Source organism: Lysinibacillus telephonicus, from assembly GCF_003966145.1.
Taxonomy (GTDB): domain Bacteria; phylum Bacillota; class Bacilli; order Bacillales_A; family Planococcaceae; genus Ureibacillus; species Ureibacillus telephonicus.
Genome location: NZ_RXNR01000004.1, coordinates 43,459 through 57,776, shown reverse-complemented (window position 1 = coordinate 57,776; position 14,318 = coordinate 43,459). Strand labels below are relative to the sequence as shown.

Annotated in this window: 12 protein-coding genes; 3 read left to right on the top strand and 9 right to left on the bottom strand. The window is 34.5% G+C overall.

Annotation, left to right across the window (positions count from 1 at the left end; all coding sequences use genetic code 11):
- Window positions 1-6 precede the first annotated feature (6 nt).
- The 7 genes from EKG35_RS02145 to EKG35_RS02115 form a co-directional block, all read right to left on the bottom strand.
- Window positions 7-912, bottom strand: a complete 906-nt coding sequence (locus EKG35_RS02145) for an NAD(P)/FAD-dependent oxidoreductase (protein ID WP_126292733.1) — start codon at window positions 910-912, stop codon at window positions 7-9.
- 236 nt (window positions 913-1,148) lie between these two features.
- Window positions 1,149-2,048, bottom strand: coding sequence for a hypothetical protein (locus tag EKG35_RS02140; protein WP_126292668.1), 900 nt, complete (start codon window positions 2,046-2,048; stop codon window positions 1,149-1,151).
- Between the two features lie 226 nt (window positions 2,049-2,274).
- Window positions 2,275-2,856 carry a ribosome biogenesis GTP-binding protein YihA/YsxC gene (yihA, locus tag EKG35_RS02135; RefSeq protein ID WP_126292667.1) on the bottom strand — a complete coding sequence of 194 codons (582 nt, stop codon included), beginning with the start codon at window positions 2,854-2,856 and terminating at the stop codon, window positions 2,275-2,277.
- Entirely contained in the window at window positions 2,856-5,177 is a 2,322-nt protein-coding gene (gene lon, locus EKG35_RS02130) for an endopeptidase La (RefSeq protein WP_126292666.1), read from the bottom strand. Before lon ends, yihA begins: the two co-directional genes overlap by 1 nt.
- Before the next feature lie 287 nt (window positions 5,178-5,464).
- Entirely contained in the window at window positions 5,465-6,730 is a 1,266-nt protein-coding gene (clpX, locus tag EKG35_RS02125; protein WP_126292665.1) for an ATP-dependent protease ATP-binding subunit ClpX, read from the bottom strand.
- Between the two features lie 227 nt (window positions 6,731-6,957).
- Window positions 6,958-8,250, bottom strand: a complete 1,293-nt coding sequence (tig, locus tag EKG35_RS02120; RefSeq protein WP_126292664.1) for a trigger factor — start codon at window positions 8,248-8,250, stop codon at window positions 6,958-6,960.
- Between the two features lie 111 nt (window positions 8,251-8,361).
- Complete coding sequence (locus EKG35_RS02115; protein ID WP_246020132.1) at window positions 8,362-9,363, bottom strand: tetratricopeptide repeat protein; 1,002 nt, start codon at window positions 9,361-9,363, stop codon at window positions 8,362-8,364.
- Between the two features lie 338 nt (window positions 9,364-9,701).
- Here EKG35_RS02115 and EKG35_RS02110 point away from each other — a divergent pair, with 338 nt between their 5' ends.
- From EKG35_RS02110 to EKG35_RS02105, 3 genes are read left to right on the top strand one after another with little or no spacing between them, the layout of a single operon-like run.
- The gene (locus tag EKG35_RS02110) at window positions 9,702-10,214 is read left to right on the top strand and encodes a DUF3231 family protein (RefSeq protein ID WP_126292662.1); all 513 of its coding nucleotides are present in this window, start codon (window positions 9,702-9,704) and stop codon (window positions 10,212-10,214) included.
- Between the two features lie 52 nt (window positions 10,215-10,266).
- Window positions 10,267-10,392: a hypothetical protein gene (locus tag EKG35_RS21395; protein WP_281274578.1), complete on the top strand. Its 126-nt coding sequence runs from the start codon at window positions 10,267-10,269 to the stop codon at window positions 10,390-10,392.
- 11 nt (window positions 10,393-10,403) lie between these two features.
- The gene (locus EKG35_RS02105; RefSeq protein ID WP_126292661.1) at window positions 10,404-11,150 is read left to right on the top strand and encodes a glucose 1-dehydrogenase; all 747 of its coding nucleotides are present in this window, start codon (window positions 10,404-10,406) and stop codon (window positions 11,148-11,150) included.
- A gap of 123 nt (window positions 11,151-11,273) precedes the next feature.
- On the opposite strand, the gene EKG35_RS02100 is transcribed toward EKG35_RS02105, so the two are convergent.
- Both EKG35_RS02100 and trhA read right to left on the bottom strand, forming a co-directional pair.
- Complete coding sequence (locus EKG35_RS02100) at window positions 11,274-12,875, bottom strand: S-layer homology domain-containing protein (protein WP_126292660.1); 1,602 nt, start codon at window positions 12,873-12,875, stop codon at window positions 11,274-11,276.
- A 550-nt stretch (window positions 12,876-13,425) separates the two neighbouring features.
- Complete coding sequence (gene trhA, locus EKG35_RS02095; protein WP_126292659.1) at window positions 13,426-14,067, bottom strand: PAQR family membrane homeostasis protein TrhA; 642 nt, start codon at window positions 14,065-14,067, stop codon at window positions 13,426-13,428.
- Window positions 14,068-14,318 lie beyond the last annotated feature (251 nt).

The window sequence follows — 14,318 nt, the reverse complement described above, 5'->3', positions numbered from 1 at the left end:
CATCTTTTAATTAAATTCCTCCATTGTCAAATCGTAATTTACTCCCATTGCTGCACGGTTCCCTTCACTAGCAGCGATGACTAATTGTGTAGGAGCAGCCAATGTTGTATCTCCTGCAGCATATATACCTTCTACATTTGTTCTGCCTAAACTGTCGATTATAATCCCGCCATTTTCGCTAAATTCACACCCTAACTCTTGCGCAATATTATTCGGTTGTTCAAGATCTGGTGTAACAAAACCGCCTACTCTGTCAATTTCTGTACCGTCCTCAAAAATCACCTTTTTTAATTTGCCATCTTGCCCACTCAATTTGATGATCTGTTGCTGTTTTATCCGAATACCTTTCTCATTGAACAACTGCACATCAGCATCGGATATTACCTTTTTGCCATTTGTACAAACAACCAAATCCTTGCTCCATTGATAAAGGACCTTCGCCATATGTGTAGCATGATTATTTTCAGAGATTAATACCAAAGGTTGTTCTCTTAATTCCCAACCATCACAATAAGGACAATTGAAAATACTCTTTCCATAATAATTTCTAATCCCTTTTACATTGGGCAATCTTTCTTTAAGACCAATTGCAATAATGACTTTTTTGCTTAAATATACCTCTCCCTCATGAGTAACAAGTTGAAATATAGAATTACTTTCTTTTTTTACTTTTACAATTTTGAATTCTTTAATTTTCACAGATGGGTAATTACGAATATCCTGATGAGCAAAGTTTCTAAATTCTCTAGGTGTAACCCCATCTCTAGTAATGAACCCGTGCGACTCCTGTGTTACTGCATTTCTTGGTTGATTAATATCAAAGAGAATCACATTTCTTTTAGCTCTGCCTAAGACAAGTGCTGCGTTCAACCCTGCTGGTCCGCCGCCAATTATTGCGCATTCTAACATTATTTTTTCATTCCACCTTAGTTTTTTAATATGGAGAATCGCTGGACAATTTGCACATGTTTTATATTGAGTTAGCACAGTTACATCATTTGTAATTCTTTACAATCTAATTTAATTTTATAATAAAAAAAGCATGGTTTTGTTCACGTCTTTCGAAATTACATCATTAGGGCAAACAAAAAGCTCTCCTTGAGGTAAACATCTGTCTACCAAAAGGGGAGCTTATCAATATATGAAACTTACATCAGCTTCATAAAGTAGTTTTGAATTCTTGAAAATGTGTCCTGTGTTCGATTTTCTAACCAATTTTCCGTTTTATCTTTTTCCTTTTTGCTTATATTTTGAAGTGCAAATTCTGTTAGCATTAATTTCGCTTCTTCTACTGTTTTATTAATATCTTTATGATCTTGAATTGAAGAAAACAATGACTGATATTTTTCAACTTGTTGTAATTTTGCTTGTACAGGTTGTTGTTGTTTGCTATAAGCATTTGTAATCGCTAGTTCATTTGCCTGTTCGGAGGTTAAATTCGCATTTAAACCTTTTACCTTAGCTCTGACAGCATAGAACTTCTCCTGCAATGACTGATGATTTGCAACAATTGGTTGATTGTGCACTTTATACTGATCAATTAATCGATAGAAATTTTCTTTTGTTTCACCTGTTAAAAATTTTTCGGAAAATAGTTGTAATGCTGCAACAGAAGCACCTAGTTCAAGCTGTGCTTCATGTGAATCTAGTTCCTCCTTTATTTGCCCAAAAAAGCTAATGCCTCCATGACTTAAACTATCTAGACCATCCGTAATGCTTTGCAACGTATTTTCAATTGAATTTACTTCTTCTATAGTCTTCCCATCAAAGACACCTTCATCATGTAAAAACTGACTAAAAATTAGCCATTGGTCATTTGGTTTATAGGAAAACGGGTCATTTTCATCTATTTCATGGGTGTATAAATCACTTACCTGCAACTGTTTACTTGAAAAGTCTATTAGTTCATCAGAAAAAGTAAGTTTAACAGCTTGTCCATTTCGTTCAACTTCAATAGTTTGGCCTGCCATCGAGAATACATCAATTTCTTTTCTGTGTTTAGATGCAATTGCACTTTGCGCCCCTGTGTAATTCAAGTTAACCTGCATTTTCATCTTCTCCCTATTAAAATCTGATTTACTCTATGAAAACTGAATATATTTACTTTATCGACATTATTAAGTTAATATTTACTTTAACTCCCTAAAATGGTTATTAACTCCCAGTAATAAGAGTTAAAATAAAAACACCGAATCCTATAAAGTTAGGAAATCGGTGTTTTACGTGTATTTTCTTTTATTGTGTCGAGCCTAATTGTTAACTATGTAGAAAAGATTACATCCGCTTCTCTATTTCATCCCAGGCTTGCTCCATTCCCATTCCTGATTCTGATGAAAACACAATTATTGGATCGCTTTTATCCATGTTTAACGTTTCTTTTACAACTTTTTTATGCTTATCCCATTTTCCTTTAGGGATTTTATCAGCCTTTGTAGCAATAATAATTGTTGGTATATTGTAGTATTTTAAAAAGTCATACATCATGCAATCATCGTTTGTAGGGGGATGACGCAAATCAATAATTAGTACAACAGCACGTAGCTCTTTACGTGCTGTTATATATCGTTCAATCATCTTTCCCCATGCTTCTCGGTCTGTTTTTGATACTTTTGCATAACCATAGCCAGGAACATCAACAAAAAATAATTGTTCCTCAATTTTATAAAAGTTTAACGTTTGTGTTTTTCCTGGTTTAGATGAAATTCGAGCCATCGATTTTCGACCAATCATTCGATTGATAAACGATGATTTCCCTACATTTGATCTACCAGCTAAAGCAAACTCAGGAAGTCCATCGATTGGATATTGTTCTGGTTTGACTGCGCTTATAACCATTTCTACGTTATGGACTTTCATTAATCAAAACCTCCAACAAGTGCTAATTGCAGCACCTCTTCTGCAGATGATACCGGTTTAAACGTAAGCTGCTCACGAATAGTTTCTGGAATATCATCAATATCTTTTTCATTATCTTTCGGAATAATGATCGTTGTTAAACCAGCACGATGCGCACCTAATGATTTTTCTTTTAATCCACCGATAGGCAGTACTCTACCGCGCAATGTAATTTCACCAGTCATCCCAATTTCTCGTTTAATTGGCTTATTTGAGATTGCTGAAACTAATGCGGTCATCATTGTAATACCTGCTGAAGGGCCATCCTTTGGTACAGCTCCCTCAGGTACATGAATATGGATATCATGCTGCTCAAAATAATTATTATCAATTTGAAGCTTCTCTGATAACGATCTTACAAATGATAATGCTGTTTGTGCAGATTCTTTCATCACTTCACCAAGCTTACCAGTTAATAGTAACCTTCCGTTGCCCGATGTAAGGGATACTTCGATTTGAAGTGTATCTCCACCAACCGTTGTATATGCTAAACCAGTAGCAACGCCCACTTGGTTTTCCGTTTCTGCTTGGCCGTAATGGTAACGGTGTTTCCCAAGCATATCCTCTAATACCTTAGAATTAACAGTAACTCGTTTTTTCTCACCTGAAACAATGATTTTAGCAGCTTTACGACAAACAGATGCAATTTCACGTTGTAAATTACGCACTCCTGCTTCACGAGTATAGTAGCGAACTAAGTCAATAATCGCTTCATCCTTAATTAAAAGCTGAGATTTCTTTAACCCGTTTTCTTTAATTTGCTTAGGAATCAAGTGATTTTTAGTAATTAACATTTTCTCAATTTCTGTATACCCAGGAATTGAGATAACCTCCATACGGTCAAGAAGTGGACCTGGAATCGTACTTAGATCATTTGCTGTAGCAATAAACATTACTTTTGATAAATCATACGGTTCTTCAATGTAATGATCACTAAAAGTATTATTTTGCTCTGGATCTAACACTTCAAGCATCGCAGCAGAAGGATCTCCTCGGAAGTCATTTGACATTTTATCAATTTCATCGAGTAAAAACACCGGGTTAATTGTACCAGCCTTTTTCATACCTTGAATAATTCTCCCTGGCATTGCACCTACATACGTACGGCGGTGTCCACGAATTTCGGATTCATCACGAACCCCTCCAAGGGAAACGCGAACAAAATTACGGTCTAAGCTTTCTGCAACTGAACGAGCCAATGAAGTTTTCCCTACCCCAGGTGGTCCTACTAGGCAAAGAATCGGTCCACGAACGGAATTCTTAAGCTGTCGTACAGAAAGATATTCTAAAATTCGTTCCTTAACTTTTTCAAGTCCATCATGATCACGGTTTAATATTTCTTCTGCGTGATTAATATCTAATCTATCAGTAGTGCTTTTAGTCCAAGGAATTGTAATTAGCCATTCAATATAGTTTCGAATTACTCCGCTCTCAGCACTTGCAGCAGGCAATTTTTCATAGCGGTCAAGCTCTTTAATGGCAATCTTCTTTGTAGACTCAGGCATCCCTGCTTCTTCAACACGCTTACGCAAATCCGCTACTTCACCGGTTTTACCTTCACGGTCGCCTAGCTCAGCTTGAATAGCCTTCATTTGTTCACGTAAATAATATTCCTTTTGAGTACGCTCCATCGCTTGCTTAACTTTAGAGTTAATTTTCTTTTCAAGATTAAGCACTTCTTGCTCATCATGAAGACGGATAATTAAATGATCTAACCGTTTTTTTACATTGAACATACTTAAGACTTCTTGCTTATCAGCAACTTTAAATGGCAAATGAGAAGCAACTATATCCGCAAGACGACCTGGTTCTTCAATATCAACAACAGAATCGATTGTTTCAGTAGTGATTTTATTTGAAGATTTTGCGTATTTTTCAAAATAACTAATCAAAGTACGCATTAACGCTTCAATTTCAACATCCTTCTCTGTTTCATCTTCGTGAATTTCAAGATTTACCATCGTAAAGTCTTTACGTTCTTCATAATTAACGATTTTTGCACGACTAATTCCTTCAACTAAAATGCGTAACGTTCCATTCGGTAATTTAAGCATTTGTTTTACATTTACTAATGTGCCAATATCATAAAGCTCATCTTGATTTGGTTGTTCTACACGCAAATCTTTTTGAGTTGCTAAAAAGATCTGATTTTCATTCATCATTGCATGTTCTAATGCTGCTACTGACCGTGCTCTACCGACATCAATATGTAAAACCATTGAAGGGTATACTAATAAACCACGTAAAGGCAGTAATGGAATATTCTCTTTTGTTTTACTCATGCGGGTATTCACCTCCATCCACATTTTCCGTATCAACCCGCTTTGTTAGTATGTGATAAAAATGCAACATTTCACTTACATAATCATAGTAATTTTTTCAAATAAGTAAAATAGTTCGATTATTATCCCCACTACTTATTATGTAAATAAAAGCTTGAATTAGACAATTCATATGTATGCATTTAAATATTTTTTTATTGGAATAAAGAGCTGACTTACGACTAAGCGTGAAAACGCAAATTCGAAGTCAGCTCTCTACTTGTCATTGAACGCTGAACTAAAGCTAATTATGCTGAAGTTTTTTTGTCATTTTTATTTAGTTCTGTACCATCAGCAAGAATTAATTTTGGTGTAGCTTTATCAGTAATTGTTTCCTTCGTAATAACACATTTTACAATGTCTTCACGTGAAGGAAGCTCATACATCATATCCAGCATTGTTGATTCAATAATAGAACGTAATCCGCGTGCACCTGTTTTTCGTTCAATTGCTTCTTTTGCAATTGCCTTTAATGCATCCTCTTCAAAATCTAATTCAACCTTGTCAAGCTCAAGCATTTTTTGGTATTGCTTAACTAAAGCATTTTTCGGTTCAGTTAAAATTCTTACAAGCGCCTCTTCATCTAATTGTTCTAAAGATGCTAAAACTGGAAGACGACCAATGAACTCTGGAATCAAACCGAATTTTAGTAAATCTTCTGGAATTAGTTGAGAAAGCAGTGATACGTTTTCTTCTTCTTTGACTGAATCTGATCCGAATCCAATTACTTTACGGCCTTGGCGACGCTTAATGATTTGTTCAATACCATCAAACGCTCCACCTACGATAAATAGAATATTTGTAGTATCTATTTGTAAAAATTCTTGATGTGGGTGCTTTCGTCCACCTTGTGGGGGAACGCTTGCTACAGTCCCTTCAAGAATTTTAAGTAATGCCTGTTGTACACCTTCACCAGATACATCACGTGTAATCGAAGGATTTTCTGATTTGCGAGCAACCTTATCGATTTCATCGATATAAATAATTCCTTTTTCTGCACGTTCAATATCATAGTCTGCTGCTTGGATCAATTTTAATAGGATATTTTCTACATCTTCACCAACATAACCAGCTTCTGTAAGAGATGTCGCATCTGCAATAGCAAACGGTACATTTAAAATACGGGCTAATGTTTGTGCAAGGAGTGTTTTCCCACTACCAGTTGGTCCAATTAAAACGATATTTGATTTGGATAATTCAACATCATCTATTTTACTGTTTGAATTAATACGTTTATAGTGATTGTACACAGCAACAGCTAAGGCTTTCTTGGCGCGCTCTTGTCCAATAACATATTCGTCTAAAATTGATAGTATCTCTTTCGGTTTTGGGATGTCTTGAAATTCAACTTCCTCTTCTATCCCTAATTCCTCAACAACAATTTCAGAACATAGTTCGATACATTCATCACAAATATATACGCCAGGTCCAGCTACCAATTTTCGTACTTGTTCTTGTGGCTTCCCACAGAATGAGCACTTTAAATTGCCTTTTTCATCATTAAATTTGAACAATTTGCTTCACCCCTATTCAAGCAACAATCTTACAAGATTCTGCAATCTTTATCAAATAAGTTGTTTCGTTTAAGCTCACAATATGATTTATTATAAGCATTTTATTGATATGTATTAGTATGTTAAAACAAGGCACGGTAAAACGCCGTACCTTGTTTTACATTTAATTATTTATCTAACATTTAACAATTTACCTAGTTATTTTCATTTTACTAGAAAGTTGAAAATTATTCAGTAATTTTTGCGTTGTCAACTAAAAATTCTACTGTTTTTTGAGTGCGGATATCGTTTTCAAGAATTTCAGTTGATCCACCTAATGCAGTAATGATTTGTTCATTTGTCATACCAAACTGAGCAGCCATTTTTTCTAATTCTGCGTTAATATCTTCTTCAGTTACAGAAATGTTTTCAGCTTTACCGATCGCTTCAAGAGTTAATGAAACACGTACACGGTTTTCAGCTTCTGGACGCATTTGTTCATGTAAAGCATGCTCGTCTTGACCAGAGAATTGGTAGTAAAGATCTAAAGACATACCTTGCATTTGTAAACGTTGACCAAATTCATCAATCATACGGTGAATTTCATTATGAATCATAGATTCTGGAATGTCCATTTCAGCATTTTCAGCTGCTTTTTCTACTAATTCATCGCGAAGTGCACTTTCTGCTTCTGATTTCTTTTGTTCAGCAGTTTGCTCTTTAATTTTTGCACGTAAAGCTTCTACAGAATCAACTTCTGGGTCGATTTCTTTAACGAATTCATCATTTAATTCTGGAAGAACTTTTGTTTTTACTTCTTTAACAGTTACTTTGAAAGTAGCTTCTTTTCCAGCTAATTCTGCTGCATGGTATTCTTCAGGGAATGTTACAACTACATCTTTAGATTCGCCAGCTTTTAAGCCTACTAATTGCTCTTCAAATCCTGGAATAAATGAACCAGAGCCGATTTCTAGTGGATAGTCTTCACCTTTTCCACCTTCGAATGCTTCGTCACCTACGAAACCTTCGAAATCGATTGTAGCAGTGTCGCCTTCTACGATTGCTTCGTCTTCTTTAACTTCTAACTCAGCTTTGCGGTTTAATTGCTCTTGAATTTGAGCTTCTACTTCTTCGTCAGTTACTTCAGTTTCTAATTTTTTCACTTCTAAGCCTTTGTATTCGCCTAATTTCGGTTCAGGTTTTACAGTAACTTTTGCAGTGAATGTGAAGCTTTCACCTTTAGTGAAAGACTCAGTACCGTCGATTTCAGGGTAATCAACTGGAACGATACCAGTTTCATCGATAGCATTTGAATATGCATCAGGAACAAGAATTTCTAAAGCATCTTGATAAAGTGCTTCTACACCAAAACGTTTTTCAAAAATTTGACGTGGCATTTTACCTTTACGGAAACCAGGTACATTAATTTCTTTTACAACTTTTGCAAAAGCTTTATCTAATGCTTTATTTACTTCTTCAGCTGGCACTTCAATTGTTAGAGTACCGATATTTCCTTCTTGTTTTTCCCATTTTGCTGACATTATATTACCTCCAAAAATAGTTTACAATTGTTAGACAAACCACTCGTTTATACGATTTTGACAACCATTTTAGTATATCATAGTTAGCATGAGTTTCAACTTTTTTCATACTTATTGTAGTTCCGTTAGCTTTTCAAGATTTTGCAAAAACTCCACAATTTCATAATCCATTTCATGTACACTGCCAAACATTGTACGAACAAAATCTATATAACTAAGAGCAACATCCTCTGCATCATAATGCAACCATTCAAATGGATATGTGACGATTGCATGCTTCGCAACTAAATATTCAACAAGTTCTAAGGTTGAAGGATCTTTATCTAATTTATCCATTACAATCTTCGATATATGATTGAACTGAGGCATTTTTGTTGGTAGAGATAAAGTGGATGGATTGATATTCATTTCCTCTCCAAATTTGCTAATCGTAATCTTTATATCGACTTCCTGCTCCACAAGTAAAATAAGTATAATGCTTTTTATAAATGGATGTGTCGTCTCATTCTCAATAATCATTTTTAATTGGGGAACAATCGGTCGAATATTTCTTGATGTTAGCTCATGTACCTCATTAAGCTGTTTATTTGGAGAAAGAGTCATGAAATAATCAAGTGAAAATGTTTCAAGATTAACTTCAATCGTATGATTTTCTAATTCCTCTTGCTTTTCCATGTTTCCAGCAATGTTTGCGTTTATATCTTTAAGTCTTTCAAACTTTTCGATTTGATCTTGCGGAATAGCCCCTTCTTCTAATAAGGAACTTATAATACTTTCTACTTGTTTATACTGCTTTAATTGCATACAAATAGTTAAATATAATTCCATAACTTCAAGATACATCGAAGGCCCTATACTTAAAAGTTGTTCACAAACGTCTTTTGCTTTTTCAAATGATTTTGCTTCATACAAAGAATACGCATAAACACTAAGTGTTAACTCATCGCCTTCACTGTATTTCAAGGCTTCCTCAAATTTTTGATTCGCTAAATCATATTGATAATTCTCCACATATTCATGTGCCTGCTCAACTAATTTTTCAACTACCCCAGGAAATAGTACGACATTATTAAATGTTGTTAATTTTTTCTGTTTTCTTTTCAAACGTCTCACTCCCGGATGTCACAATGAATAATACCTCTTCATTTGATGTTATTTTACCTTTTATTGAATTTCTGAACAACACAATTCAAAAAATATAATTGTTGCTCAAAGTATTTACCCTCCTTTCTTATTTTTAATCGAATGAGAATAAGCGAAAAAACACAGCAAAGAGACTTAGTTGCTTAGGGTTGAAATCATCATATGAAATACCTATCGATCGGGATGATAGATCCTTTTTTAATAGATATTGTTAAATTCTTGTTACAATTATTTGCTAATGAATAATATTTTTATTCTTGTCCATTCTAGTCCTAGTAATAAAATAACAATATTAAGGAGTGCAACAAATGGGAGTAATGAGCAGAAACCCAAAAGATGAACCGTTACACTATGGCGAAATTTTTACAATTTGGACTAATATTTTATCAAATAACGGAATGATTGCAGCATATCAAACGCTGTACAATCATACGGGAGATCGTGAATTAGCAAAGCTTGTTGAGGAATCTATTGTTGGAATGGAAGAAGAAAATAAACAATTAAAAGAAATATTAAAATTAAATGGTGTTGGACTACCGCCAGCACCTCCTGAACGTCCAAATGCACGACTTGAAGATATACCAGTCGGCGCTAGATATAATGACCCAGAAATCAGTGCTATGATAGCAGGGAACCTTGCTAAAGGATTAGTTGCTTGCAGTACAGCTATGGGGTTATGTACTCGTGAAGATATTGCTTATATGTATGGACAATTCCATATGGCAAAAGCACAGCTTGGAGCAAAATTTTTACGTCTAAACAAAAGTAAAGGTTGGTTAGTGCCACCACCACTACATGTTGGTCCACACGACGAAAGATAATAAAATCTCTTGCAATTTTCGAATTTCATAAATAGTTGGAGCTAATAAAAAGATGGATAGAGAAACAGATGAAATGTCTGTTTTTCTATCCTTTGTTATTATTGTTATACAGATAACAATTCTACATATGAATTTTTCTATTATATTAAACATCACTAAATTGTCGATGGAAGTTTAAGGAGGTTTCTTATGTTTCAAAACAAGGTAGTTATTGTTACAGGTGCTGCTCAAGGAATTGGAAAAGCGGTTGCAGTAGGATATGCAAAAGAAGGCGCAAAAGTTGTATTAGCTGATTTAAATGATGAGTTAGGACGGGCAGTATGTTCAGAAATTGTTAGTGAAGGTTATTCTTCCATTTTTGTGCAGACTGATGTGCGAAAAGAAAATGATGTCGTGTCATTAATGAAAAGTGCCATTCACCAATATGGAAAAATTGATATTTTAATTAATAACGCTGGAATTTTCCGCCCAATTTCCCCTTACGATATAACGATGGATTTATGGGACGATGTGATACACACAAATTTACGAAGCGTTTTTATGTGCTCAAGAGAAGCTGCAAAGTTTATGAGATTAAACGAAAAGGGCGGGGCAATTGTTTCGATGGCATCAACCCGAGCGTTTATGTCAGAACCACATACAGAGTCCTATGCGGCAACAAAGGGTGGAATTGTTGCTCTAACACATGCTTTAGCCTCATCACTCGGTCCAGACAATATCCGCGTAAATTGTATTTCACCTGGTTGGATAGAAACAAAGGACTATGATGCTTTACGTCCGATTGATCATGAACAGCATTTTTCAAGACGCGTTGGCAAACCGAGCGACATCGTACGTGCATGCTTCTACTTAACAGATGATCGTAATGACTTTGTTACCGGAATTAATTTAACGGTTGATGGCGGGATGACGAAGAAAATGATATATGAAGAGTAAGATCAATAGTGATTAAATTTTTAATTAATTTAGAATAAACTAAAAGCCCTTCAAACCTTACAATTCGTTTGAAGGGCTTTCTATTTCTTTTAATTTTTAGAGCAAATAAGTTAGAAGCAATGATTATTTCGAATCATCAAGAACTTCTTCAGCATCTTCAATTGCTTTTTCTAAATCCTCTAAATCATCTTCTAATTTTTCACTTTTTAGATCATCAACATCATCATATAAATCTTCAGCTTCGTCGATTAATTTTTGTAATCTTTTTTGGAAGTATGCAATATCTTCTTTATCTTTGTCATCAACCGCTTCATCCAATAGACGAGAAGATTCTTCTAAATCATCAATCATTTCTTCGATGTCCTCTTTATAATCTCCTTCTAGATTACCTAATTCTTCACTTAATTCCTCTAAAATATCTTTCGCTTTATCTAGTGAACGTTCAAAATCATCTGCTTCATCTTCAATTACCTTGATTGGATTTGCTTCATATTTTGAAAATACTTCTTTTGCTTCTTTTATTAATTCGTCTAATTCATCATAGACATCTTCCATATCATCTTTATCTTCTTTATCAATAGCAGCATCAGCTTCTTTTACTAACTTATCTAAGTCCTCTTTATAGTCAATTAAATCGTCTTTAAGGTCTTCAATATCCACTATTACATTTTTAGCATCTTCAACTTTCTCTTTTGCTTGTTTCACTAACTTTTCAAGTTTAGATTTCGAATCTAGTACTTTATTGTCTTTCACGTTAGGGATTTTATTAAGTTCTGATTGAGCTTTTGAAATTGAATCTTCCAAGTCATCCTGTGCATCTTCTACTTTATCTTCACCTCTAGAATAGTCATCCTCATCAGACTTTCTATCACCTAGAATTTCCTTGTAGTCTTCGATTACTTTATCTAAGGCATCCATATCTTCATCGATCGCATCCATTGCGTCGTCTAACTTATCAATTAATGCTTCTATTTCGTCATCATCAAGCTCGACATAATTAACAACATCTTCTTTGTCTTTATCATCTGTTTTATCAGGAGTTGTATTTGGATTTTCGGCAGGAGTTTCTGGATTTACTTCACCACCCCATCCTTTCCATGTATCCCAAATGTCAGCAGTGTTATCGCTACGTTTAAGATTAATAATACGTTCGATAAATGCAGCTAAATGTGCACGTCCAACTGGATCTTTCGGATTAAATTGACCATCATTTGTTGTAATATTTAAGCCGCCAAGTGTACCGATGTATGTGTAGCTCCAGTCATCAGCAGGCACATCTTCAAATGATTTTAATTGAGCTGCATTTAAATTAAAAGCAACAACTAAAATTTTCGCCATTTGAGCGCGTGTTAAGTTTTCATTTGGATTAAATTTTTCACCTTTGGTAAATACGCCAAGCTCTGTCAATTTGGCAATAGCTCTATAGTGTATATAATTTTCAGATACATCTGTAAAGCCAGGATTCGTTACACTTGTTAAATCTAATTGAAGTGCTCTTGCAATTATAGCAGCTGCTTGAGCGCGGTTAATATTTTCTTTTGGTTTAAAAGAATTATCTTCATATCCATTAATAATGTTAAATTGAACAAGTTTTTGTACGGATGGATAGAACCAATCACTTTCTTTTACATCAGTAAATGCAATATCCTCTGCTTGTGTAAAAGTAGCTCCAGAAGCAAGTAATACGGCAGCAATTGAAGTGGTTATACTTTTTTTAAATCTCACGTTAAAACCCCTTTATATTTTTTGTATTATTTTCCTCTGTTTCCATCATATCAAAAATTTTATTACTAGGCTTGTATTTTCCCATATTAATTCAAGAAAACTAGAATTATAGACTTTTTTTCTATAAATCAGTAGTTGAAATATGAAATAATACCCAAATTAATTCCATTTACAAATAAAAAAGGGGCTAGAACATAAGTGGATTTTTTGTAAGAATTCGCTTTTATCATTAATAAGAATCTGATATATTTTGAAAATTGATTGAAGTGAAGGGGCGAGTGTAGCTGCCGGCTGCGCTTTTCCTACAGAGCAATGTTTTTCTGTACCGAAAGCGAAGCGTCAGGTACAAAGCTTCCTGCGGGAACAGCCCGTGACTCGAGACCCCGCAGGAGCGTAGTAACGAGGAGGCTCTGGGCCAGCCCTGGATGCGCGTCCCCGGAACGGAAATCAATTTTCCACCTAGCAAAAAAAACGTCATTTTTCTCATCAAGAAAAATGGCGTCTTTTAGTTTTGTCCCAGCCTCAAGTTAAATATTCTAAATAAATCTCCTTAAATATAAAGATAGACAGCAAGAAACATAAAGAAGCTTCCTCCCATTACGAATACATGCCAAATTGCATGATTGTATGGGATTTTTTTATTTTTATAAAAATACGTACCAATAGTATAAATAAGCCCACCGGCTAATAATGTTAAAAATCCATTTATAGTAATGTACTCAACAATTGGCTTGTAAACAAATATAGCAAGCCATCCCATCCCGATATAAACAAGCAAAGAAAGAACTTTATATTGATGAACAAAAAATTGTTTTAACACGATTCCGATTAAAGCAAGACCCCATTCAATAAAAAATAACATCCAACCAGTTCGTCCTCCAATTGCTACTAAAGCGATTGGTGTATAAGTACCGGCAATTAAAAGAAAAATTGAACTATGATCCAGCTTTTTAAAAAAGCTTTTATGTGTTGGCCAAGAATGATACAAGGTTGATGCAGCATATAAACAAAACATCGAAATACCAAATATTATGTAGCTAATCAGCTCCATTTTCGAGCTGGAGACTTGAGCTTTTAGAATTAATAATATAGTAGCAGGAATTGTCAATATAGCTCCAATTCCATGTGTCAGTGCATTCCAAAACTCCTCTTTTTTACTATACCCATTTTCTACAGCAACCATTTGCGCCATTTCATTCACCTCTTGTACTCATTATGTCACGAAGGTGAAATTTGTATAGAGCAATATGTAATAAAATTGGAATGATATTTATCATACCTGCACCCAATTTCATAAAAATAAAATAACCCTTATACACTTTTAAACATAAAAATGCTGTTTCAGTAGGAATTCCCCAGAATTTTTTACAGTCAAGTTGACGAAAATAGCAAACTGTATTACAGTTTAATAAAGAATCGATTCTTGTTATATAACAATGAGTA

Excerpts from the sequence above, each read along its gene's own strand:
- EKG35_RS21395 (WP_281274578.1), top strand. The coding sequence starts at position 10,267 with ATGGATAGAGAAACAGATGAAATGTCTGTTTTTCTATCCTTTGTTATT.
- tig (WP_126292664.1), bottom strand. The coding sequence starts at position 8,250 with ATGTCAGCAAAATGGGAAAAACAAGAAGGAAATATCGGTACTCTAACA.
- trhA (WP_126292659.1), bottom strand. The coding sequence starts at position 14,067 with ATGGCGCAAATGGTTGCTGTAGAAAATGGGTATAGTAAAAAAGAGGAG.
- yihA (WP_126292667.1), bottom strand. The coding sequence starts at position 2,856 with ATGAAAGTCCATAACGTAGAAATGGTTATAAGCGCAGTCAAACCAGAA.
- EKG35_RS02110 (WP_126292662.1), top strand. The coding sequence starts at position 9,702 with ATGGGAGTAATGAGCAGAAACCCAAAAGATGAACCGTTACACTATGGC.
- EKG35_RS02105 (WP_126292661.1), top strand. The coding sequence starts at position 10,404 with ATGTTTCAAAACAAGGTAGTTATTGTTACAGGTGCTGCTCAAGGAATT.
- lon (WP_126292666.1), bottom strand. The coding sequence starts at position 5,177 with ATGAGTAAAACAAAAGAGAATATTCCATTACTGCCTTTACGTGGTTTA.
- EKG35_RS02140 (WP_126292668.1), bottom strand. The coding sequence starts at position 2,048 with ATGCAGGTTAACTTGAATTACACAGGGGCGCAAAGTGCAATTGCATCT.